Below are 23,277 nucleotides of genomic sequence, written 5' to 3'. Positions count from 1 at the left end.
TTCTTATTTTGCAGGAAAAATTAATTAATTAATTAAATATAAAATAAATTTATTAATAATATACTCGCTGAGGTTTTTTAATACTAATAAGTAAGGGTTTTAATTAAATGAATATTGAACACAGCTATCCAGAGAGTGCCATTTTAATATCAATTACAGATAAGGATAGTATTGTTAAATACGCAAGTGAGGATTTTATAAATATATCAGGGTATTCTTACAACAGCTTGATTGGTCAACCTCATAATATAGTTCGTCACTCTGATATGCCAAAATTGGCTTTTAAAAGCTTATGGACTACTGTAGGTAGTGGATATAATTGGATGGGTATTGTTAAAAATAAAAGAACCGATGGTAATTATTACTGGGTTGATGCATTTGTATCACCTATAAAGAGGGATGATGAAATTTATGAGTATCAATCAGTAAGAACTAAACCCAAAAAAGAATATGTAGATCGTGCTGAAAATTGTTATAAAAAAATAAACTTAGGTATAAACCCATTACGATGGAAGTTTTCTCTTTCAATTTTACAAAAATGTATACTAATGTCTTCATTTAGTTTGATAATATCGCTATTAGCTTTAAATTATTACAATGCGATGCATATCTTAATTGGGTATTTTCTAGCGTCTATATGTGGTGTTTATCTCGTTACTAGGAGATTAAGTAAATTAGCTAAAGGTTCTAAATCTGTTTTTGATAACCCGTTAATGTCGTTTATCTATACAGGAGCGATTGATGATATTTCGTGCATTGAATTAGACCTTAAAATGAAAGAAAGTGAAATTAATTCGCTACTTAAAAGAATATCAATATCAGTTATGGACAGTAATGAGTCTATCAGTTATTCAGTCAATAACACAATTGCATGTGGAAAGCGAAGTATGGCTAACTTAGATGAACAGAAGTTAGCTGTTGAAATGGTAGCAACAGCAATGAATGAAATGCACTCAACAGCTAATGAAGTAACACAGAATGTTCAAAATGCTTCTGATGCTTCAAATACTGTTCAATCAGTTTCTATGACAAGTGTTGGCATACTTCAAAAGGCTAATGACTCAATGGCTGAACTTGCAATTAATTTAGAAAAAACGTCGATGATCGTTGAATCTCTCAATGAGCAAAGTAAGAGAATTGGTAATGTAGGTGATGTTATTAATACTATCGCGGATCAGACTAATTTACTTGCATTAAATGCAGCAATTGAAGCTGCAAGAGCAGGAGATGCAGGACGAGGTTTTGCTGTCGTAGCTGATGAGGTAAGAACATTAGCTCAAAAAACACAATGTTCAACCGCTGAAATTCAAGATGTTGTTTCAGAAATACAACTTGGAAGTGATTCTGCTTATAGGGCATTACTTGAGGCAACAGAGAAGTTCTCTGTTTGTGTGGAGCAAATTGATAGCGTAAATAATACCGTGTCTCAAGTTGATTCACTTTCAAATGATATAGCTTCAAGAAATGAACAGATATCGGTGGCCGTTGAAGAACAGTTGGCCACGGTTTCTGAGATTAACGAACAAATACAAAGAATAAATGATAAATCTAGTGAATCTTTATTGCTAACTTCTGACACAATTAAGACAAGTTTGTCTGTAGAAAGTCTGTTAACAGAACAAGTTCACTTAATTGAAAGCTTTGTGAATAAGTAAATTACCTATAAATATTTTGGTTAAATTACGAATTCAAACTATGTCATTACTTAGAATTCGAAGAGAGTTAAATAGCAAGAATTCATAAAGTTAATGTTTATTTTAGAGATTTAGTCAAAAACTATAGCTCTATAATAGTTGGTTTGAAATTATTGAGTGATAGGAATGTTATGAAATTAAAAACACAAATGTACTTATTGTCAGTTGTTATATTATTATTATTTTCATTATCTGAAACCACTTTTAGTATTATTGGTAATAGTCTGAAATTAATGAGTGATGTGAAAGATAAGCAGAACAATTCTATTCAATTAACAAATTTAATTCAAAATAACTCTCTTAGTGAACTTTCGTCCGTTGAGCAAATTGCAACAGCATCGACTGAACTCTCTTCTACGGCAAGGGATGTTGCTATTAACGCTCAAAGAGCTGAAGAAGCTACAAATGAAGCCAATGAAGTTATCAAATCTAGCCAATCAATCATCCAGCGATCTACTGAAAATACAGTAGAAATATCGGAGTCAATTTTAGAAGCGAAAGATATTGTTAATTTATTGAGAGAATACTCTGAGCGTATTAGTCGCGTTGTTGAGGTGATTAATTCTATTTCTGAGCAAACCAATTTGTTGGCGTTAAATGCAGCTATTGAAGCTGCTAGAGCCGGAGAGCAAGGTCGTGGTTTTGCTGTAGTTGCTGATGAGGTAAGAGCATTAGCAAGTAAGACTCAACAATCTACTGTTGATATTCAAGAGATAATTAATCAACTACAAGAACAATCTAAGTTAGCTGATGAGTCAATGAGTAAAAATGTAGAGCTAATGGATTCAACAAAGTTTGCTATTGAAGATCTCGCTCAATCATTCTTAGCAATTACTGAGAGAGTCGTTGGTATTTATGAGGTAAATGTAATTGTTGCAACAGCTGCTGAAGAGCAAAGAACGGTTACACAAGATATCTCAAAGCAATTAGAAGATATGAGTGCATTCGTGCAACAAAATTTAGAAGGCGTTGATCTCAGTTTGGAATCAAATGAAAAGGTCAGTTAATTAGCTACCCAACTTCAGATAGAGCTTTCATTCTTTAAGTTGTAATACAGATATAAATAAAATTTATCCAGATGAAATCCTTTGTGGCTACATTGAATTTCATATATAGATTCAATGTATGAAACCCACTGTCATAAAGTTTATATATAAGCTGTAATCTTTGAATTTATTTTTTGTTTTTTTATATCGTTTTATTAATGACTCTTTCAGAATAAGGGTATTCTATGCTCGTTTGTAAATTATCATGCTGGAGTTAAAGTGAATATGAACATAACTATTATATCTAGGTCACCTCAATCATTTATTGATTTATGTGATAATGAATTAGTGAATGAAAAAAATATACATTGTACATTCAATATTTCAAATAGTGATAGAGATTGGATGATAGAATATTTTAAAAGTAAAGGAGGTGAAACGTTTTCTTCTACAATAAATCATCCTACTTTATAGTAAAAATAGGTGGATTATAAATATAAATTTGAAAATATTAGCAAGACTAAATGCTCTGTCTTCATAACGTTCTGTTGGGATTCACTAAGCATTTGATAATGTGTTAGGAATTATAAGTCGTTAATTAAATTATAATTGGGTGTGGTTTATTACTATTTTAAAATAAAACTTATTAACGCTGTTTAAATTATAGATTATAAATATAGTATCCATAATTATTTATAGTCTATAATTTAATACTACTGGTAACAAAGTTAATATATATTTTATCTCTTAACTAAGAAAGGCAGATAAAGAAGTGAGATAGGCTGTCTTTATCTGTCTTTATCTGTCTTTTTTGTATATTAATTGTCTTTTGAAAAATCTAGAGCTTCACACAGCAAAGAAATAGGATGAATCGTAGTAACATTAGTATTTTCTTCTATTTGCCATTTACAAGTTTCACAATCGGTAATTGCGTAATCTGGTTTTGCTGCTTTTATTTGGTCAAAGATATTTTTACCAATAGCGATAGAGGTATCGTAATTCTCTGTTTTAAAACCATAAGTACCTGCTAAGCCACAGCATTCACTGTCTAATACTTGCACTTCTAACCCTGGTATCGCACGTAACAATTCAATGGTGTAAATGTTGCCGCCGCTGCGCTCTAAGTGGCAAGGCGTATGGTACACAATCTTTTTATTAAGTGGTTTCATTTTAGGACCACGGCCGTTCATGATCTCTTTTAATAAAAAGCGCGTAACGTATTCTATTTTCTTCGCTACCTTGCTGTTATCGACATCTAATACATGCGGGTACTCTTGTTGTAAGGTGAATGAGCAGGTAGAAGAGGTCGATAAAATCGGCACATCTCTACGCTCAATCGCAGCTTCTAAATTAGCAACATTAAACTCGGCATTTTTCTGTGCTTTTTTATGAAAGCCGTTAGCAATAAGAGGAACACCACAACATTTTTCTTTATCTAATAACTGCACGCCAATATGCATGTTATTCATGACACGGATAAAGTCTTTCCCTAGTTGAGGGTGGTTATAGTTTACAAAGCATCCGTGAAAATAATGGACTTGCTGCTGGTAAATCGATTGATCTGATACTTCTTTTTTATACCAACGGCGGAACGTTCCGTGAGAATACTTAGGAAGTGATTTGTGATCATGGACACCAATGGTTTTGTGCATCACTTTTTTAACTAAGGGTACGCTTGTGACGGCGTTTACAATAGGGGCAACAGGTGTTGCTACTGAGCCAAATAGATCAGTATGACTTAGTATAAAATCACGGATCCCTTTCATGTTATAAGCCGGTTTTCCGTGTTTACCACGAGCAACTGCAATCATGTCACCAATTTTAACTCCTGACGGACAAGCGGTTTCACAGCGCTTACAGTTGGTACAGAGTTTTAAGGTTTCGTCATAGTATTCTGGGCTTTTAAAGCGTAAACGCTCGCCATCAGGACCACATTGTTTTGGGCCGGGGTAATCAGGATTCTCTTTAGCAACAGGGCAATAGACAGTACATACGGTGCATTTTAAACACTGATCAAAGCTGGTATTAGCGGGTGCTCTAAAAATTAAATTATCTTTAGCAAAACGATCTTTGAGTAAATCACCTTTTAATAGATCAGAACGAAATAATGGGCTGCTCATAATGCGACCTCTTGTTGTTTTTCTGTTTGGTTAGTGGTTAAAAATTCAGGTTTGATTTGCTTGATTATTGATTCTGCAGCATGAAAGCCAGAGCTAATTGCCACACCACTGCCGCTGCCTTCTAATACAGGGTTATAACCAGATAAAATCGCACCTGCACAATAGAAATTATCAATAGCATGACCTGATTTTATCGCTTGTAGTTGTGATGTTGTTTTTACACCCATACTTAAAAATGGGTGTGATTGAGGACTAAAAAAAGCAGAATTGTACCAATCTGTGCGAGAAGCCGTTTGGTCCATATCTAAACCAAAAATAGGCTCTTCCATTGAATCTGCACTTGCTTTTAAGCCTTGGCTAAAGAAGCTGCCGGTTGCTAGTACAAACTGTTTTGCTTGCAGTGGGAAGTCACCATGATTTTTAGTGAATATACGGTTTAATCTGTAGTGCGAATGTTCAGGATCTTCTTTATCAACATACGAAAACTCACCTTGAATAACGTGGTCCCCATTGAGTAGGGTTCCACCTTGTTCAATGAAAGCGTGTTTCATGGTTTCTTCTAATCGAATACCTAACAATGACGGTGGCATGGTGGGAACTTCACATAAGGTCAATTGAGTTAATGCTTCAATTTCTTTTAAAAGCCCCAATCCTTTGCCATTACCAAAAATAGCCGGAATAACGACAAGATCGCCGGGATTAGCGTGTTGCTGCAGTGCATGTGCAAACTCTTGTAAGTTCGCTCGTTTTGCTAATAATCGAGAAAGATCAATGGATCGTAATTCACAGTGATTACGTTGAATGTCATTAAACGCAGACAAAGAGACGGTTGCTGTTGAAATTTCAACATCAGATAATTGAGTGATCTGTTTTAAGTTATCTTGCGCTAATTTTGGTTGAAAATCACGAAAGCCATCAATCGTCACTAATACGATTTTTTGCACTGTATTGCTTTCTAATGCCATTGGGAATTGATGAACAAAAGGTTGTGATAACCATGTTGATTTCATGGTACCTAGCGGCGTTAATCGATAATGATTACGTCCGTTTACTTGAGAGGTTAGTGGAACGCCAATAGTAGATAATGTCGCTTGGTACCAATCAATCGCGCGGTTTACCGTTTCTTTTCCTAATGTGGCATAAGGGTGCTCAGGATAATGAGTCAAAAACCCATCAATTGCTGACATTGGGTCGATAACATGCGTGCCATCAGGTGTTTTTGCTAATACATCAATAGAGCCTGATGAGAAGTGTAGGGCACTTTGACCAGAGGCAATCACCGCTGTTTTTAAGCCAGCTTCTAAGCAGCGAAGAGCACAGCTTAATCCTGCCATGCCACCGCCAATGATAATGGTATCGAAATTCATAATGTTGCCTCTTGTTCTTTTTGTTGTTGAGACGTCTCTGTTTGTTCTGACGTTATAGCGGTATTAGGATTGGTGTTTACGGTTGGTATATCGCTTGCACCAAATAAGCCTTCATAAATCCAATAGCTAAATTCAGCCTCACGCAGAGCATCACCCCAGAAAACGGGTTTGATACCTTTCCAGCGTTCTTCTAAAAAGTGAGTCAATAATTGGCTAGATTGATTGCCAGAGACTTGGCCGCATTCTTCAAAAAGCCCCGCAGCACGGTAAGTACATAGCTCACCTTGGCAAGGTCCCATACCTAAACGAGTACGACGACGTAGATCGACTAAGTTGTGCACATCTAATTGATTGATGGCATAGTTGATTTCACCTTGAGTTACCATTTCACATTCACAGATAACCGCTTGATCTTTGGCATTATCAGTTAAGAAACGTTGTGCTCGTTCACCATGACGATAAACCGCACTTTGATAAACGGGTTTTGCTAGGCTTGCTGTTTTTTTCGCTTGAATAGAAGCACTGTTTGAACCTGGGAGTGGACGAAGATGAGTGGTACATTCTTGAGTGTTTCTTAGTTTTTTAGCTACAAGATCGGTGGTCATCTCAGCCATCAAGCGTGAAGTCATTAACTTGCCACCTGTAATGGTCGTAAATCCGTTCAGTCCATCTTTTTCACCATGATCAAGCAGTACAATCCCACGGCTTATATTACGGCCAGAACCATCATCATCAACAGCGACTAGCGGACGCACACCAGCATAAGCACGAAGTACTCGAGTATTCGCCATGATCGGTGCAAGTTTCGCGCCTTCGCTTAACAGGATATCCACTTCTTTAGCGCTAACGTGAAGGTCATCTATTTTGTCATAATCAATATGCTCTGATGTGGTTCCTATTAATGAAATAGTGTCACCCGGTACTAAAATGTCAGCATCAGAAGGTTTACGGCAACGGTTTATTACTAAGTTATTAATACGATAATCTAAGAGCAGTAATGAGCCTTTCGCTGGGAACATCTTGATACTCAAATCAGCGTATTCACAAATGTTTTGTCCCCAAATACCTGCGGCATTAATCACTTCTGAAGCAAATATTTGGGTTTTCTTATTGGTTCTTGTATCAATGCAATTCACACCTAATACGGTATCTTGATGGCGAATAAGAGAAGTAACATGAGTATGAGTGAGCAAACGCGCACCATTTTCTTTCGCATCAAGTACATTTGCCGCACATAAACGAAAAGGGTCAAGTGTTCCATCTGGCACTTGAACCGCACCAATTAGATTAGGATTGACGTTTGGTTCAAGTAATAAGGCTTCTTTAGGCGTGAGTTGTTTTGCTTCAATACCAGCAACTTGGCATGACTCAATAAACTGCTTTTGAAAATCTAAATCATCATCAGGAAGAGAGATAAATAGGCCTTGTGTATCTTCAACACAATGCTTTGCGATGTTTTTTAGTATTTTATTCTCATGAATACATTCTTTTGCTGATTCGTTATCCGTTACGGCATAGCGAGCCCCAGAGTGAAGTAAGCCATGATTTCGGCCTGTAGTTCCAGAAGCTAAATCGTCTTTTTCAATTAAAATGCAATCGATACCGCGCAGAGCACAGTCACGCATGATCCCTGTGCCTGTTGCACCACCTCCAATGATGATAACTGACGTTTCTAATCGAGACGTTTTGTCCATAATTCACTCTCTTTTTGCCACTTTTGATGTATGGAACTATGATGATATTTATCTTCTGCACTTTCTTTGATTTAGCGCAATTATGCTCGTTCGCGCATTCGTGTTGTTTTCGTTTTGGTATATGAGTCACATGATTTTCATTAATCGAAGGTCAATTTAGGGGTTTTACTCGAGGGTAATGAGAATGATTTGCTCGTTTTCGAATTATAGATGGGTAGGTTTGCGAGGCACTTCAAATTTTATAAAGAACAGGTGATATAATTGGGATAATTAGTAATAAATCTAGGGTACTGAATGATGAAAATAACTATAGATAACCAAACATTCACTATCGCTGAAGAGTTAACACTTTTAGCTGCTGCAAAGGAATGCAATGTCGAGATCCCGTCACTGTGTGGAAACAACATTAATGGTGAAAAAATACCATGTGATCTGTGTGTTGTAGAAGTTGATGGGCATGGAATTCAACGTGCTTGTGAAACTCAAGCAGTTGATGGTATGCAAGTGATCACTACGTCTGAAGCGTTAGCAAAACGTCGTCAAAGTGCATTAAATAAAATACTTTCTGATCATTACGCAGATTGCGAAGCACCGTGCCAAACCGCGTGTCCTGCTGGCGTGGATATACAATCATACCTGTACCATATTTCGCAAAATGATCACCAAAAAGCCATTGAAGTCATCAAACGAACATTGCCAATGCCATTATCAATTGGCCGTGTCTGCCCTGCTTTTTGTGAAACTGAGTGTCGTCGTGGCTTGGTTGATGAGCCATTGGCTATTCGTCAACTTAAACGTCACGCCGCTGATGTGGATCTGCATGCACAAGAATCTTATGTACCCCCTAAAAAAGCGGACAAAGGTAAATCCATTGCTGTAATTGGCAGTGGCCCTGGTGGATTAACCTGTGGCTATTACCTAACTAATGAGGGTTACAACGTAACGGTGTTTGATTCGATGCCTAAAGCGGGCGGTTGGTTACGCTATGGCATCCCTGAATATCGTTTACCAAAATCAATTTTAGATAAAGAAATTGAGTTGATGTGCCGTAATGGTATGGACATTCAGACTTCTGTGAAATTAGGCGAGGATTTCTCATTAACACAGTTAAGTGACGATTACGATGCGGTGTGTTTGGCTGTTGGTGCATCAAAAGCGGTTGAAATGCATTATCAAGGCAGTGAGCTTGGTGGTTGCTACTTAGGTGTTGATTACTTAAAAGATTACGTGACTGAATCTAAACTCATTACAGGCAAAAAAGTAGCGGTTATTGGTGGTGGTAACACGGCGATTGACTGTGCTCGTACTGCGGTGCGTGATGGTGCAGATACCACGCTTATTTATCGTCGTACTCGTGAAGAGATGCCCGCTGAAGATTACGAAGTGGTTGAGGCTGAACATGAAGGCGTTAAATTCCATTTCTTAACCAACCCTGTTGAAAATATTCCCGATGAAGATGGGCGAGTGACTCAAGTTCGTTTAGAGAAAATGGCACTGGGTGAGCCAGATGCGTCTGGTCGCCGCAGCCCTAAAGCAACGGGTGAATTCTTTATTGAAGACTTTGATACCGTCATTTCAGCTGTATCACAAAAACCGGATTTAAGCTTTTTAGAAAACGACACTATTGATTTGCCGTTAACGCGTTGGAATACGGCTGATTCGAATAGCCTAACCATGCACAGTGGTGTGAAAAACATTTTTAGTATTGGTGATTTTCGTCGTGGTCCTGCAACGGCTATTGAAGCGGTTGCTGATGGGCGTATTGCTGCAGAAGCGATTGATCGTTTCTTTAGTGGTGATATGGAGAAGATTCCAACTAAACCGTTTAATTCTCAAAAAGAGAAAAAGACCAAGCAGGTAGATCCTAAATACTTCGAGCACATTCAAAAAGCGATGCGCGTTATTATGCCAGAGTTAACCGCAGAGCAACGTGAACAAAGCTTTGATGAAGTTGAAACGGGTTTTGATAACTTAGATGCAATACGTGAAGCGGAACGTTGTTTAGAGTGTGCGTGTCAGGCAAATACCAATTGTGGTTTGCGTGATTATGCGACGGAATACAAAGCCGATGAAACAGACTTAACTAACGAAAGTAAGCAAAAATTTGTTATTGATACTAGTTCTGAATTTATTGTCTTTGATGCCAACCGTTGTATTAGTTGTGGTCAATGTGTTGATGCCTGTAACGAAAAAGGTGTGCATGGTGTATTAAGCTTCATGAAAAATGAAGACGGCACCAATGCCTCTCGTCCAGAATGTCGTGCAGGGTTTGAGCACGGTTATCAAATGGGTAACTCAAACTGTGTGCAATGTGGTGCGTGTGTTCAAGCGTGTCCTGTTGGTGCATTGGTTGATTCTCGTGATAAATCTCAAGGTCGAATCGAAGTTTTAAAACCGGTTGATACGATTTGTACCTATTGTGGCGTAGGTTGTAAGTTAACCATGATGGTTGATGAATCAACAAACAAAATTAAATATGTGCAAGGTGCGAAATCATCTCCTGTGAACGAAGGCATGCTGTGTGTTAAAGGTCGCTTTGGTTTTGATTTTGTTAGCAGTGATGAACGTTTAAAAACACCGTTAATTCGTAAAAATGGTGAGTTAGTTCCTGCAAGTTGGGAAGAGGCGATCACATTAGTTGCTGATAAGTTCAGCGCAATTAAATCTCAACATGGCGGTAATGCGCTAGCTGGATTCTCGTCGGCAAAAACCACCAATGAAGATAACTACGCATTCCAAAAATTAGTACGTCGTGAGTTTGAAACCAATAACCTTGATCACTGTGCACGTTTATGTCACTCAACCACGGTAACGGGTTTAGAGGCCTCTATCGGCAGTGGTGCAATGACCAATGATATTCCAAGTATCAAACATTCTGACCTGATCTTTATTATTGGTTCAGATACGACATCTGCTCATCCTATTATTGCTTCTCACATTAAACAAGCCATCCGTCATCACGGTGCTCGTTTGATTGTTGCGGATCCTAAGCAAGTTGATATCTCTGATCACGCTGAGCTGTATGTAGCGCAACGTCCGGGGACGGATGTAATGTTACTTAACGGTATTATGCAGCAGATCATCAAAAACAACTGGCACGATCAAGCATACATCGCTGAACGTGTTGAAGGTTTTGATGAGCTGAAATCAGAAGTGATGTCAGAGACATATTCACCTGAGAAAATTGAGCTAATCACCGGCGTAAAAGCACAAGATGTGATTGAAATGGCGCGTTATATTGGTACAGCCAAGCGTACTGCTATTTATTATTCAATGGGTATTACGCAGCATACGACAGGGCATGACAACGTTCGCTCTATTGCTAATTTACAAATGTTGTGCGGCAATATTGGTATTGAAGGTGGTGGTATTAATCCACTTCGTGGTCAATCAAACGTACAAGGTGCGTGTGATATGGGCGCGTTGCCAACGGATTTTCCGGGTTACCAAAAAGTCGAGAATCCAGCGGTTTACGAGAAGTTCGTAAAAGCGTGGAATAAGCCAAACTTACCAAATAAGAAAGGCTTAACACTAACGGAAATCATAGATGCGGCGTGCCATGAACAAGTGAAAGGTTTATTCGTCATGGGCGAGAACCCTGTATTGAGTGATCCTGACCAAGCGCATGTAATTCACGGTTTAGAGACGTTAGACTTCTTAGTTGTACAAGATATCTTTATGACAGAAACCGCGGCTTATGCTGATGTTGTTCTGCCATCGTGTTCGTTTGCAGAAAAAGCGGGTCATTTTACCAATACTGAGCGTCGCGTTCAGCGTATCTCTCCGGCAGTTAATCCCCCGGGTGAAGCGAAAGAAGATTGGTGGATCATTCAAGAAATTGCCAATGCAATGGGTGGTGAATGGAATTACCAATCGGTTGAAGACATTACTGAAGAAATCACTCAAGTGACGCCTCAGTACCAAGGCATGCATTGGGATGCGATTGGTAAGAATGGACTTCAATGGCCATGTAATGAAGTGAACCCACAAGGCACTCGCATTATGCATAATCAGCAGTTCTTGCGTGGTAAAGGTCAAATGGCAGCGGTTCCATTTAGATATGCGGCTGAACTGCCTGATGAAGAGTATCCATTAGTATTAACAACGGGCCGCTTATTGGAGCAGTACCATACAGGCACAATGACACGTAAAACTAAAGGGTTGAATAATCTTGCAGGTCCGCGAGCCATGATGAGTGTGGCAGATGCTGAGCGTTTAGGTATATCAAACAGTGAGATGGTTCGAGTATCAACACGTCGTGGCACGATTGAAGCACCAGCTTTTGTGACTAAGCGTATGCAAGAAGGCGTGATATTTGTACCGTTCCATTTTGTGGAAGCGGCAGCGAATAAACTGACCACAACAGCACTTGATCCTCATGCCAAGATCCCTGAGTTTAAAGTCGCAGCGGTGAAGGTTGAAAAGGTATTACAACCAGAACCTGAAATATGCTAAATAACGGTTAAGGCAAATAAAATGCCCGATGATTTGAGTTAATCATCGGGCATTTTTTATGTTTTAGAAATAGTGTTATGAATTACTTATTGTTGATTGCGTTTAACTCTGCAATTTTCACAATTACATCAACGGCTTGTTTCATGCCATTAATCGTAATGAATTCATGAATACCGTGGAAGTTATAACCACCCGTAAAGATATTAGGGCACGGTAATCCCATAAAGGATAAACGAGCGCCATCAGTACCACCGCGGATTGGTTTAATATCTGGCTGAATATCACAAGTGGTCATTGCTTGTTTTGCTAATTCAATGACGTGTGGATGAGGCTCTACCATTTCACGCATATTGAAGTAGCTGTCAGTTAAAATCAGCTCAACACGACCTTTTTCTAGTTTCTCGTTTAGTTCATCGACTTTTTGCTGCATAAAGGCTTTACGATCAGCCATACCTTCACGGCTAAAGTCACGCACAATGTAGCCAAGTTCTGTTTTTGCTACGCCAGTTTCCATTGATTTTAAATGATAGAAACCTTCATAACCTTCTGTGCCTTCTGGAGTTTCTTCGGCAGGCATCATCAATTGGAATTGCGCGGCAATGTTCATGGAGTTGATCATCTTGCCTTTAGCTGTGCCTGGGTGAACGTTAACACCGTGACAAATCACATCAGCGCTAGTGGCGTTAAAGTTTTCATACTCTAATTCACCAACGGGGCCGCCATCAATGGTGTAAGCCCACTTGGCATTGAATTTTTCAACATCAAATAGGTTCGCGCCACGACCAATTTCTTCATCTGGTGTAAAGCCAATACAGATATCACCGTGTGGGATCTCTGGGTTGGCTTTTAGTACTGCAATTGCTGTTAAAATTTCAGCAATACCGGCTTTATTATCTGCACCAAGCAGGGTTGTCCCGTCAGTCGTAATTAAGTCATGCCCAATTAGGTCTTTTAAATCAGAAAATTGAGCAGGGTTTAGTTCTTCACCACTAGTACCGAGAGTAATAATGTCGCCTTGGTAGTTTTTTATAAGTTGAGGTTTAACATTCTCACCGGATGCATCTGGAGCGGTGTCCATATGAGCAATAAAGCCAATCGCAGGGACAGTGTAGTCGACGTTCGAAGGCAAACGAGCCATGACGTAGCCATTCTCATCTAAAGATACATCAGAAAGTTCTAACTCATTTAATTCAACAATTAATTGCTTTGCTAGATTGAATTGTTTTTCTGTACTAGGGCATTGAGGAGCAGAAGGGTTTGACTGGGTATCGATACTTACATAAGAAAGAAAGCGTTCTACAAGGTTTTTCATGATAATCACTCTATGTAATTGAAAAGAAGGCAAGGAGTGAGTATGGATCAAAAAAGAAGATGAAAAATTGCGATGGGTCATGAAAAGTAAAGTGGAGTAGCGCATATCTATGCGCTAGCTACGTACTTTATTTGTTTTCTTTTGTCTTCAAAATAAAACCAAATTGATTGATTAAGTTACTGATTGATTTGAATAACATCGTGCGTTCAGATTTAGAATATTTTGAGAGCTCTTGATGGAATTCAATAACATCAGACATAGTGACTCCTAACCAATCAGGGATGTTATCACTACCAGAGATAATCCAACCAAGTTCTTTTTTTAGTACAAAACTTAATGGTATTAACTTAGAAATGTGTGGGCTAGAAAGACCACTTGTCCAGTTAATAACTGTTCTCGTTGACACATCGCATGCGGTAGCTATTTGAGTATTGGAAAGTCCTAGTTCTTTTTTTCTGGCCTCGATCCGTCGAGAGATACTTTCCATAGAGGTGTTTTCATCTAACACAATAAACCTCGGAATTGTAAATTTAATATAATGATAACAATTCAATATTTAATTGAAGTTATATTTTCAATTAATTTAGATACGAATGAAATAAATTTCATTACTCAACTTATAGAGTGTGATTTTTATTTAATATTCGCTGAATTGTAGATAAAAATAATTTAAATGAGCAGATATTTTAAGTCGTAATCTGTGAGTTTTTGCATGTTAAAATTAAATGTTATTTTGGTGTAACTACTTAATTTTATTTGTAAGTATCCGATAAGAAGGTATCGAATTGATTTTGTGAATTCATAATAATCATATTGCTCATTTAATGCAAATTGTTTGTACAAAAAATACTTTATATTTTAACTGGTAATTAAATAGTTAAAATATATATATTAAAATATGAAAAAATTAGAGGTTAGCATCAGTTTATTCATTTATTTTAATATTACTTGTTCACTGTAAATAACTATGATTAGATACCGTTATTCTAGTTAATACAGTTTATTGAGGTTAAGGAATGGTAGGTCAACGACATATACAAGCATCAGTTACTTTTGAGGCGTTGCCTTCCGATATTTATCTATTGTTTGATGCTTTTCGCTCAAATACTGAAACTCGTTCTCATTCACACTCATGGGGACAATTGCAGATCATTAGTGGTGGTATTTTAGAGTTGAAAGCTGAAGGGCAGCGCTTTCTTGCTCCATCTCATTTTGCCATTTGGGTTCCTGCGGGAGTGCAGCACCAAAGCTATAATCGAAAACCCATTGCTTATTGCTCCGTTAATATTGTTCCTGAGCTAGCAAAAAAACTTCCCGCTCATACTTGTTTATTAGAAATTAGTGCACTAGTTGAGGTATTAATTGCAGAGCTACGAGAACATAAAATTCAAAAACCAGAAAACGAACAGCAAGAAAGATTAATTAAGGTATTATTCGATCAATTGTTAGTCGCCAAACAAAGTGAGCGATTTTTACCAACATCAACAGATAAATTACTGAAACCGATCTTAGAAGTACTTGAAGCTAACCCTGCTGATGAAACGTCATTAGGTGAGTGGGCAGAAAGAAATCACACTACAGAGAGAACGTTATCTCGTCATTGTCAAAGTGAATTAGGCATGAGCTTTACAGAGTGGAGGTTAAGGATCAGATATCTTTATTCTTTAGAGCTGTTAAGAAAGAAAATGTCGATTAAAGAAGTCGCATTCAGCTTAGGCTATAACCAAACGAGTCCATTTATTACCATGTTTAAGCGTTATTCAGATTGCACACCAGAGCAGTATAAAATGAAGCACTCAATTTAAATTACTTTAACGCTCATCATTTTTTGCTGCAAACTTAAAGGCGAAATAGACAATGATAATCATACTTAATGGAATTATGGCTGCAGCGTATTCAAGCCAACTAGCATCAGAAAAAAGACTGCTGAGAATAAAGTGACCTATAATAGAGAGAAATGCACACAATAGAGCAATAGGAATAAGCTTGAGTTCTGATGACAAGGTAACTCTCCAACATAATATAATTAAAGGGATATTAACATTGAAAGAAAGTCTTGTAATTGAAGCAGCGCAAATGACAGAAAGAGAATTGATAGATTATCTTCTTGCCAAACCTTGTAGTGAAGATTCTTATCCTTTTGGGCCAGAAGCTCAGGTATTTAAAGTCTTTGGTAAAATGTTCGCTCTGATTGGATATCGTAATGAAAAATTGACGATTACCCTTAAAGCCTCTCCTGAGAATGTCACTTTTTTGAGTGAGGAGTTTATATGCATCGAGCGAGGCTATCATATGAACAAAAAGCATTGGATCACAATCATTGTTAATGATGAGGTTTCTGTTGGGATGGTGGAGGATTGGATTGATGATTCTTATCAACTTGTTACCTCTAAATTGACGAAAGCACAAAAAATGATGGTGTGATTTTAGATAATTATAAATTTATAAATAGAACTGATTGAAAATCATACAGATTATATGTTTAAATACGATTATTGCTTTTTTGGAACCAATATCAAGTTTTAAGGGTATTGATAAATGTATTTCAAGTAAGGGTCGGTATGAGAGTTAAACTACTTTTAACTAAGAAAACTACGATCATTATACTTTTAAGTTGTTGTATTTTTGTCGCCATTTTTATTGTTGAAGAGTTGCATAAAAAGCAAAATACTTATTTAAAAAATCAGATTAATGCGAAAGCTAAAACTGAATTAGCGATAGTTAGAGCTAATCTAGAGAGCACTATCCATTCTGATATTTATTACGCTAATACTTTATCTACATTACTTACCGTTAACCCAAACTCGACCATTAAACAATGGGATTTGATTGCAGCAGAGCTGTATCGTGATTCATTTAATATTCGCCATTTGGCGATTGCGCCTAATGATATAGTGAGCTATGTCTATCCTTTAAAAGGTAATGTTAAAGCCCTAGGTCTTGATTTTAGAACGATTCCAGATCAATGGATTACGGTACAGAAAGCACGCCATTTAGAAACTATTTTTATTGCCGGTCCCGTTGATTTAATACAGGGGGGAAGCGCTTTTATTGCACGAATGCCTGTTTTTTCTGATCCTCCTTATAATCGAGACTACTGGGGGGCGATAAGTATCGTAATTGATATTGATGGTTTGTTTTACAATGCTGGTATTTTTGATTTGAAAGCAGATTATCATTTTGCAATGCGTGGGAAAGATGGCGAAGGAGCTAGTGGAGAGGTCTTTTTAGGTAAAGCCAGTATTTTCGATAATCCGATTGTTGTTGAAAATGTTACGCTTCCTTATGGCAGCTGGCAAATGGCCATCCAAGAGAAATCCTTAGATAAGGTATATCCTTGGTTTCGCATACATATTATTCGGTTAGTTGGTTATTCTTTTTTTGGTTTAATGCTGCTGTCTATTTCTATAATGTTCCGATTTTATGTTGTGGCAACCAATCGCTCTCTTGAAGATGAATTAACTCAGTTACCTAATCGTCGTTATTTTATGTATACACTAAGTTCTTTGTTTTCTAAATCAAAAAAACAAGGTATGCCTTTTGCAATATTGAACTTAGATTTAGATAAATTTAAAGACATTAATGATACTTACGGTCATGCCGCTGGTGATGAAGTATTAAGAGAAGTTGCAAGAAGAGTGACAAAGGTTCTAAGAACGAATGATGTGATTGCTCGTATTGGCGGTGATGAGTATTTAGTTCTTTTGCCAAGAGTTCATCAAAAGAAAGATGTTCACCTTATCATTAGTAAGATTAAGTCGGTGATTACTGAGAAGCCAGTAGAGTATAAAGATGTTCATATTTATGTGAATACAAGTATTGGTTATGGCTGCTTTGATCCTGAAATGAAATCAGTGGATGATCTGCTGCATAAGGCAGACCGAAATATGTATTTCAATAAGCAGCGTTAGTTGAATCTGAGTGTCATAAGACATTCGTAAGAACAAAAGAAAGGCCATCCTTTAATACTGCAGGGATGGCTTTTTATTTTTAAGGGTAGATTAAATACTAAAACAGCAAGCTAGTTGATAATCATCGCCATTCTTTGCTGTGTATTCTTTATCTTCTTGATGAGCTTTAGGTTGTGATTTCCCATCTCGCTTTAGCAGACTGATCCAGTGACGCATGGCTGCAAGACTAAAATCTTGAGTAAAGGTTGTGCAGGTTTCCATTTGAATATCATCAATGGCTGAAAGCGTATTTTTTCCCGCTTCAGATTGACCAAATATAACCTCAACATGGCTGCCGCTATTGTCTTTTAAAAGGATAGTATCAGGTGATGATCGGTGACCGGTAAAGGCAACGAATTTTCCTGGATTACGTAAGCCACTGCATCCACCATCTTTAAAGAAAACTACTAAGTGATGATAATCTAGCAGATAATTAGTTACGTCTTGGTGCGATCCTTTCGTGAGTGGAAATAACTGGTCTAATAGATTTTTTATTTGATATTGCTTCTCTTCAGTATGATCTTCATCCATTTTTTCTACGGCATAGACAGCTTCAGCCATAAACGGAGTTTCTTGTTGTGCATTATTCGTGTTGTTTATATTTGTGATAGCCATAGTCTTGCCCTCAATTTTCGTCCTGAAAGATAAGTAAGTCACACTGGTCAGAGTTGTTTGCTTACTTGTATTGAAGCTTAGCCTAATATTTACTACAATTTCACAACAAAAACTTAACAGTGTGAATTTTACAAGATGCGCCAGTCAAAAAGTATTATTAGACAAAGTCATTTTCTTGGAACAAAAATTCGAAATCTGAGAAAACGCAATCACTTAACGATGGAAGATCTCTCCACTCGCTGTATTCGAGTTGATCCTGAGAATTCACCGTCAGTGTCTTATCTTTCTATGATAGAGAGAGGAAAGCGGGTTCCCAGCGCTGATATGTTGGAAGTTATCGCTACGGTATTTCAAAAAGAATCTTCGTGGTTCTTGGATAGCGAGCCAGAAGCACAAGCTATTACGCCAGATAAGGGACGTAGAGGTGGTATCAGCGGTATGGCACTTGAACCGAGTTTTCTATTCTCCAATGACATTTTACAAATAGCGATCCCTGAAATGCTAAATCAAACGGGGATCACTGGCCGTCAATTTGCGCACCTTCTTATTCGAGCCCATCAAGAAAATAATCAAAACCACTTTCCAGATTTAGAACGTGCCGCTGAAGAGGTAGGGCAGAAACAATTACCATTGAGTGTTGAGCAGATGATGGATTTGGCTGCGCATCATGGCTTAATTCTTAAGTGGGTACAAGATACGCCAAAGTCCGTTGTTGATGAATTTGGTGTTAACGGTAAAGAGTTACTGACGTCCTTTTTTGAGCCACCTTGCACCGTCTATCTGAATGAGATTTTAAAGAATCATCCGACGCGATTGAAATACGATTTAGCGGTATACATTGGTCACTGTGTTTTACATAACAAAGAAGGCTTGAAGAGCTCTTTGTCTGTCGGTAGCCATCGCGTGTTTGATGATGAAATTCACCACACTGACAGCTCGTTAAATGCACAAGATATTTTAAATGCGTGGCGTGATTTTGAGTCCAGTTTCTTTGCGGGTGCATTACTGTGTCCACGAGTTCCGTTTAGGCAATTACTTGATAGACATGGATATGAAATAGATACCCATCGTTTAGCAGGAGTTTCTCCTTCTGTGGCGATGAGACGAATGACGGTGGTTTCTCCCTATCCTCATTGGCATTATTTTGATGCGTATGCTCCAGGGAAGCTCAAAGCCGTTTATCGTGGCAATGGTATTCCCTTACCTTGGGGAAACATGAAACAGGTGAATGATCCTTGTCACCATTGGGCGGTATTTAGACGATTATCGGAACCTAAAGAGGGAAGTTCAGCGCAAATATCTATTCTTAATGTAAATAATGAACCTCGTATCTATTGTTGTGAATCGGTCAATATGACTGATCCTGCAGGTAATAATCGCGTGTTATGCGCTGGTATTGACTTGAATCCGGCAATTGAGGCTCAAGGTAAAGATGCGGTTTCATTAGCTCGTGATCTACAAAAAGCGTGTGTGAAAAATGGCGGTGAAAGCCCTATAGCAAAAGGAATAAAAAGAGAGTTAATTAGTGTTGCTAAGATACTAAATATTAATTGGATTGAACGTGGGTTAGAAACGGATGCGAGAGTGATTTGTTCTCGTGGAGCAGTTTGCCCAAGAAAGCCAAGTTGTTATAAATAATAGCCGTTAATTATGATAAATTAACGGCTATTCGTTTAGTATTGATAAACCAAGTAAGAGAGCTGCGACTCTGTATTATAAAATAGCGAGACATCTCTACTCACCGGAAATAAGTGAATACTTAATCCGCTTGTTGCTTGTTGGAAAAGTTTTCTATAAGCATAATCTTTTTTAGGATCTGAAATGGATCCAAAATAATTCACACAATCTTCTCCTTGGCATTGGAGTGGATGAGCATCACTTTTACGAGTGAAAGTACATTGCCCACGATAGCCTGTTTCATCAATAACAATAGATGCCTTGTTATAAGAATAATTATTGTGGTTATTCGACTTCTTTAAGCTATAGTTTGCAATCACTTGACCTCTATAGTCTTTTTCGCTTTCGCTATCAACTAGAACTTGCGAGGCTGTATTAAATCGGTCCTGATTGCTGTTTATGTCTTTTTTATATAGCGAATTAGTGAAATTAATTTCGTCAATATATTTGGTAATTATAGAGTCAAAATTCCCATTTTGTAAGAAGATAATTTTATTATAAACCAAATCACATTTGTTATTTATTTGATGACAGGCTGAGATATTCAAACTTTCAGTTTGTCGGTTAATGTAATAGGTCATGTTTTCTTTTAATACAGTAGGATCAAAAATAAACGGCAGAGAGTCACTTACCTGAAATACGTTTGGCATTAATATTTCTAAACTTGGTTCTGTTTTGCTTGGTGTGTGTCTCAGTTTTTTTTCAAAGAAAAAAAGACAAAAACAGAAAACGACAAGAATAAGTAAAGAAAATATGTAATGGCTTTGATTTAATTTTTTTTGTCCAAAACTAGTACCATAAGTATCCGCTTTGTAACCTTTATTTTTAATAGTTTCAATAATATAGATATCATTGTTATGTAATTTTTTTCGTAACACCGAAATGGTTTGTGGTACTACACCTATATTACTAGCTGTACCGTTCCAAACATATGTAAAGATATCATCTTTCGAGAATATCTTGTTTGGAGAAGTTAAAAGCAGTTTTAAAATTCGTGATTCACTATAAGTAAGCTTGATTGTACAGTCATTTTTAATTATTTGATTTATTTTAGGGTCAAACGTTATATCTTTAAATCGTATAATATTCTTATTTAGCATTATGTAACCAAAGAGAAGGAAACAAAGGAAGTGCCTTTATCATGTTGATAAGCATATCAAGAAAGAAACTTCATTATCAATAAATAAACAACAATCAATGATGAATGTTTTTGTTGATGACGATAAAAAAATTTAATCTTATAACTAGTTGAATTTTAATGTAAAAATAGCATTCTTTGTATCGTAGGAGTAGAAGTTTAATATGCTTTATGAATTAATAAGATCTTATCTGTTTACTTAGCAAATAAATTAATTACGCATAGGTTTCGTTTTCGATTTTAAGGTACTTAAAATAAAAATAACCATTTATTTTGTAATGATAATGCTTATATTTTTAAATTGAAAATATAAGCATATAGTAGGAGTAAATTATTAGTATATAAATTTATTCATCAAGATCATCAGCATAGCCTTTTGGTGGTGGTGTCCACGCACGTTCTGATTGGTTGTGTTTGTCAGAACGATCTTTACTCATGGCATGTTTAATAGTGCTTTCAAGTTCAATGAAGAGTTTGCGATAGTTATTATCAAATCGCTCGCCTTCTGAATCATCTAACCACGCCTGATATAATTTATCAGAGCTTTGATTTTCGACCTTTTTGTACGCTATTTTTTGTTGTTCTACATGGAATGGGTGTTGGCCTAATCCACGCATTGCTTCTGCCCCCATCTCAAGTGCAGAACGAGTGGTTTCAGATTCAATAAAATCAGCACCAGCACAACGAAGCATATAAGAATGACCTCTATCAAATGCACGAGCTAAGATCTTAACTTTAGGGTAGGTGTGCTTAACATACTTAACCAGTTCAACACTGCTTTCTTGATTATCTATAGCAACGACCAACATTGCTGCATGATCAATTCCTGCGGTATGCAGTAGATCAGGACGAGTAGCATCCCCAAAGTAACTCTTGGTATTGATCTGACGTAATGTATCTACCTGATCGGCTTGGTGGTCAAGAACCACTGTTTTTACATGGTTTGATACTAAGAAGCGATTAACTACTTGGCCAAATCGACCACCGCCAGCAATAATTACCGTGCCTTTTTCATCAATGCTATCCGACTCTCTATCATTCGATTTTTGCTCGAAGCGAGGTAAGATCACTTTATCAAAAAGAATGAATAACCCAGGAGTAAAGAACATAGAAAGGGCTACAACTAATGATAATGGCTGTGCGACTTCTGGTGGTAATACATGGTTTTGAACCGTAAAACTCAATAGTACAAATCCAAACTCACCAGCTTGAGCCAAACTTAAGGTGAATAACCAACGATTACTGTTTTTAATCTTAAAGATTAAGGCTAAAACATATAGAACAGCTGCTTTAAGTGCCATTACCCCAATAGTTAAACCGATAATGGTAAAGAAGTCATCAAACAGAATACCGAAGTCAATCCCTGCCCCCACGGTAATGAAAAACAGCCCGAGCAACAGCCCTTTGAATGGGTCAATATTCGATTCGAGTTCGTGTCTAAATTCGGAGTTAGCTAATACAACGCCAGCTAAGAAAGTTCCTAGTGCAGGTGACAGTCCCACTAAGCTCATAAGAGCTGCAATACCAATCACAAGCATTAGTGCCGTTGCTGTGAATATTTCACGCAGTCCAGAGCTTGCTACAAAGCGAAACAGTGGACGGCTAAGATAATGACCACCAACCACTACAAGTGCAATGGATGCGGTAATCACTAAACCATAAGCCCACCCAGGAAGTCCTGCAACTAAGCTTATTTCATCATGGTGCTCTGCTGCGGTTGCTGCCGCTAATTGTGCTTTTTCAATTAGTTCAGGCAATGCCAATAATGGAATAAAAGCCAACATTGGGATCACAGCAATATCTTGAAATAACAATACAGAGAAGGCATTTTGACCGCCCTCAGTTTTTGCTAGTCCTTTCTCATTAAAGGTCTGTAATACAATAGCGGTTGATGAGAGTGCAAAGATTAAACCGATGGTGAGGGCGATAGTCCAAGGCTGGCCAAAGAACAGAGCAATCCCCATAACAATGGCGGTTGTTCCACCAACTTGTAGGCCACCTAATCCCATTAAGCGATTACGCATTCCCCATAGCATTTTTGGTTCAAGTTCAAGGCCGACAAGAAACAACATCATTACTACGCCAAACTCAGCAAAATGTTGAATTGTTGTTGTTTCTTCGCCAACTAAGCCGATTATTGGGCCAATTACAACCCCTGCAATCAGATAACCAAGAACAGATCCCAGACCAAGACGCTTAGCGATAGGAACGGCAATCACAGCAGCAAAGAGATAGATAAAAGCTTGTAAAAAATATCCCGTCATAATGC

16 protein-coding genes are annotated in these 23,277 nt (G+C 37.5%); 7 read left to right on the top strand and 9 right to left on the bottom strand.

Annotated elements, in window-relative coordinates:
• Positions 1 to 107 precede the first annotated feature (107 nt).
• Positions 108 to 1,655, top strand: coding sequence for a methyl-accepting chemotaxis protein (locus tag AC2INI_RS14290; protein WP_486309988.1), 1,548 nt, complete (start codon positions 108 to 110; stop codon positions 1,653 to 1,655).
• Between the two features lie 170 nt (positions 1,656 to 1,825).
• Complete coding sequence (locus AC2INI_RS14285) at positions 1,826 to 2,701, top strand: methyl-accepting chemotaxis protein (protein ID WP_486306166.1); 876 nt, start codon at positions 1,826 to 1,828, stop codon at positions 2,699 to 2,701.
• Positions 2,702 to 3,498: 797 nt separating this feature from the next.
• Here AC2INI_RS14285 and glpC read toward each other — a convergent pair.
• Genes glpC through glpA form a run of 3 tightly spaced genes read right to left on the bottom strand, consistent with a single transcriptional unit; the run spans position 3,499 to position 7,861 of the window.
• A complete protein-coding gene (gene glpC, locus AC2INI_RS14280; RefSeq protein ID WP_486306165.1) occupies positions 3,499 to 4,800 on the bottom strand; it encodes an anaerobic glycerol-3-phosphate dehydrogenase subunit GlpC in 1,302 nt (433 codons plus the stop codon).
• Positions 4,797 to 6,167, bottom strand: a complete 1,371-nt coding sequence (gene glpB, locus AC2INI_RS14275; RefSeq protein WP_486306164.1) for a glycerol-3-phosphate dehydrogenase subunit GlpB — start codon at positions 6,165 to 6,167, stop codon at positions 4,797 to 4,799. The genes glpC and glpB overlap by 4 nt, the downstream gene beginning before the upstream one ends.
• Positions 6,164 to 7,861, bottom strand: a complete 1,698-nt coding sequence (gene glpA / locus AC2INI_RS14270) for an anaerobic glycerol-3-phosphate dehydrogenase subunit A (RefSeq protein WP_486306163.1) — start codon at positions 7,859 to 7,861, stop codon at positions 6,164 to 6,166. The genes glpB and glpA overlap by 4 nt, the downstream gene beginning before the upstream one ends.
• 294 nt (positions 7,862 to 8,155) lie before the next feature.
• Between glpA and fdhF the strand changes: the two genes are divergently transcribed.
• A complete protein-coding gene (fdhF, locus tag AC2INI_RS14265; protein ID WP_486306162.1) occupies positions 8,156 to 12,316 on the top strand; it encodes a formate dehydrogenase subunit alpha in 4,161 nt (1,386 codons plus the stop codon).
• 82 nt (positions 12,317 to 12,398) lie between these two features.
• Here the strand turns inward: fdhF and pepT are convergent, their stop codons facing one another.
• Both pepT and AC2INI_RS14255 read right to left on the bottom strand, forming a co-directional pair.
• Positions 12,399 to 13,628 (bottom strand): peptidase T, encoded by a 1,230-nt coding sequence (gene pepT, locus AC2INI_RS14260; protein ID WP_486306161.1) that lies wholly within the window; start codon positions 13,626 to 13,628, stop codon positions 12,399 to 12,401.
• A 127-nt stretch (positions 13,629 to 13,755) separates the two neighbouring features.
• Complete coding sequence (locus tag AC2INI_RS14255) at positions 13,756 to 14,115, bottom strand: helix-turn-helix domain-containing protein (RefSeq protein ID WP_254052565.1); 360 nt, start codon at positions 14,113 to 14,115, stop codon at positions 13,756 to 13,758.
• A 529-nt stretch (positions 14,116 to 14,644) separates the two neighbouring features.
• On the opposite strand from AC2INI_RS14255, the gene AC2INI_RS14250 reads away from it, so the two are divergent.
• Positions 14,645 to 15,433, top strand: coding sequence for an AraC family transcriptional regulator (locus AC2INI_RS14250; RefSeq protein WP_122032090.1), 789 nt, complete (start codon positions 14,645 to 14,647; stop codon positions 15,431 to 15,433).
• Positions 15,434 to 15,439: 6 nt separating this feature from the next.
• Here AC2INI_RS14250 and AC2INI_RS14245 read toward each other — a convergent pair whose 3' ends face one another.
• Positions 15,440 to 15,631 (bottom strand): hypothetical protein, encoded by a 192-nt coding sequence (locus AC2INI_RS14245; protein WP_122032089.1) that lies wholly within the window; start codon positions 15,629 to 15,631, stop codon positions 15,440 to 15,442.
• Positions 15,632 to 15,704: 73 nt separating this feature from the next.
• On the opposite strand from AC2INI_RS14245, the gene AC2INI_RS14240 reads away from it, so the two are divergent.
• Positions 15,705 to 16,052: an MmcQ/YjbR family DNA-binding protein gene (locus AC2INI_RS14240; RefSeq protein WP_486306445.1), complete on the top strand. Its 348-nt coding sequence runs from the start codon at positions 15,705 to 15,707 to the stop codon at positions 16,050 to 16,052.
• Between the two features lie 137 nt (positions 16,053 to 16,189).
• Positions 16,190 to 17,539, top strand: coding sequence for a diguanylate cyclase (locus AC2INI_RS14235; RefSeq protein ID WP_122032088.1), 1,350 nt, complete (start codon positions 16,190 to 16,192; stop codon positions 17,537 to 17,539).
• Positions 17,540 to 17,629: 90 nt separating this feature from the next.
• On the opposite strand, the gene AC2INI_RS14230 is transcribed toward AC2INI_RS14235, so the two are convergent.
• Positions 17,630 to 18,193 (bottom strand): aldolase/citrate lyase/malate synthase family protein, encoded by a 564-nt coding sequence (locus AC2INI_RS14230; RefSeq protein WP_486306160.1) that lies wholly within the window; start codon positions 18,191 to 18,193, stop codon positions 17,630 to 17,632.
• A gap of 135 nt (positions 18,194 to 18,328) precedes the next feature.
• Here AC2INI_RS14230 and AC2INI_RS14225 point away from each other — a divergent pair, with 135 nt between their 5' ends.
• The gene (locus tag AC2INI_RS14225; protein ID WP_122032086.1) at positions 18,329 to 19,831 is read left to right on the top strand and encodes a DUF3612 domain-containing protein; all 1,503 of its coding nucleotides are present in this window, start codon (positions 18,329 to 18,331) and stop codon (positions 19,829 to 19,831) included.
• A 35-nt stretch (positions 19,832 to 19,866) separates the two neighbouring features.
• Here the strand turns inward: AC2INI_RS14225 and AC2INI_RS14220 are convergent, their stop codons facing one another.
• Positions 19,867 to 20,970 carry a winged helix-turn-helix domain-containing protein gene (locus tag AC2INI_RS14220; protein ID WP_486306159.1) on the bottom strand — a complete coding sequence of 368 codons (1,104 nt, stop codon included), beginning with the start codon at positions 20,968 to 20,970 and terminating at the stop codon, positions 19,867 to 19,869.
• Between the two features lie 385 nt (positions 20,971 to 21,355).
• The gene (locus AC2INI_RS14215; protein ID WP_486306158.1) at positions 21,356 to 23,272 is read right to left on the bottom strand and encodes a monovalent cation:proton antiporter-2 (CPA2) family protein; all 1,917 of its coding nucleotides are present in this window, start codon (positions 23,270 to 23,272) and stop codon (positions 21,356 to 21,358) included.
• Positions 23,273 to 23,277: the final 5 nt, after the last annotated feature.

It is taken from the genome of Aliivibrio friggae (genome assembly GCF_057368515.1).
Note: the sequence above shows the minus strand (reverse complement) of the source record. Positions and strands in the feature narration are given on the sequence as shown.

Excerpts from the sequence above, each read along its gene's own strand:
- AC2INI_RS14290 (WP_486309988.1), top strand. The coding sequence starts at position 108 with ATGAATATTGAACACAGCTATCCAGAGAGTGCCATTTTAATATCAATT.
- AC2INI_RS14285 (WP_486306166.1), top strand. The coding sequence starts at position 1,826 with ATGAAATTAAAAACACAAATGTACTTATTGTCAGTTGTTATATTATTA.
- glpC (WP_486306165.1), bottom strand. The coding sequence starts at position 4,800 with ATGAGCAGCCCATTATTTCGTTCTGATCTATTAAAAGGTGATTTACTC.
- glpB (WP_486306164.1), bottom strand. The coding sequence starts at position 6,167 with ATGAATTTCGATACCATTATCATTGGCGGTGGCATGGCAGGATTAAGC.
- glpA (WP_486306163.1), bottom strand. The coding sequence starts at position 7,861 with ATGGACAAAACGTCTCGATTAGAAACGTCAGTTATCATCATTGGAGGT.
- fdhF (WP_486306162.1), top strand. The coding sequence starts at position 8,156 with ATGATGAAAATAACTATAGATAACCAAACATTCACTATCGCTGAAGAG.
- pepT (WP_486306161.1), bottom strand. The coding sequence starts at position 13,628 with ATGAAAAACCTTGTAGAACGCTTTCTTTCTTATGTAAGTATCGATACC.
- AC2INI_RS14255 (WP_254052565.1), bottom strand. The coding sequence starts at position 14,115 with ATGGAAAGTATCTCTCGACGGATCGAGGCCAGAAAAAAAGAACTAGGA.
- AC2INI_RS14250 (WP_122032090.1), top strand. The coding sequence starts at position 14,645 with ATGGTAGGTCAACGACATATACAAGCATCAGTTACTTTTGAGGCGTTG.
- AC2INI_RS14240 (WP_486306445.1), top strand. The coding sequence starts at position 15,705 with ATGACAGAAAGAGAATTGATAGATTATCTTCTTGCCAAACCTTGTAGT.
- AC2INI_RS14235 (WP_122032088.1), top strand. The coding sequence starts at position 16,190 with ATGAGAGTTAAACTACTTTTAACTAAGAAAACTACGATCATTATACTT.
- AC2INI_RS14230 (WP_486306160.1), bottom strand. The coding sequence starts at position 18,193 with ATGGCTATCACAAATATAAACAACACGAATAATGCACAACAAGAAACT.
- AC2INI_RS14225 (WP_122032086.1), top strand. The coding sequence starts at position 18,329 with ATGCGCCAGTCAAAAAGTATTATTAGACAAAGTCATTTTCTTGGAACA.
- AC2INI_RS14220 (WP_486306159.1), bottom strand. The coding sequence starts at position 20,970 with ATGCTAAATAAGAATATTATACGATTTAAAGATATAACGTTTGACCCT.
- AC2INI_RS14215 (WP_486306158.1), bottom strand. The coding sequence starts at position 23,272 with ATGACGGGATATTTTTTACAAGCTTTTATCTATCTCTTTGCTGCTGTG.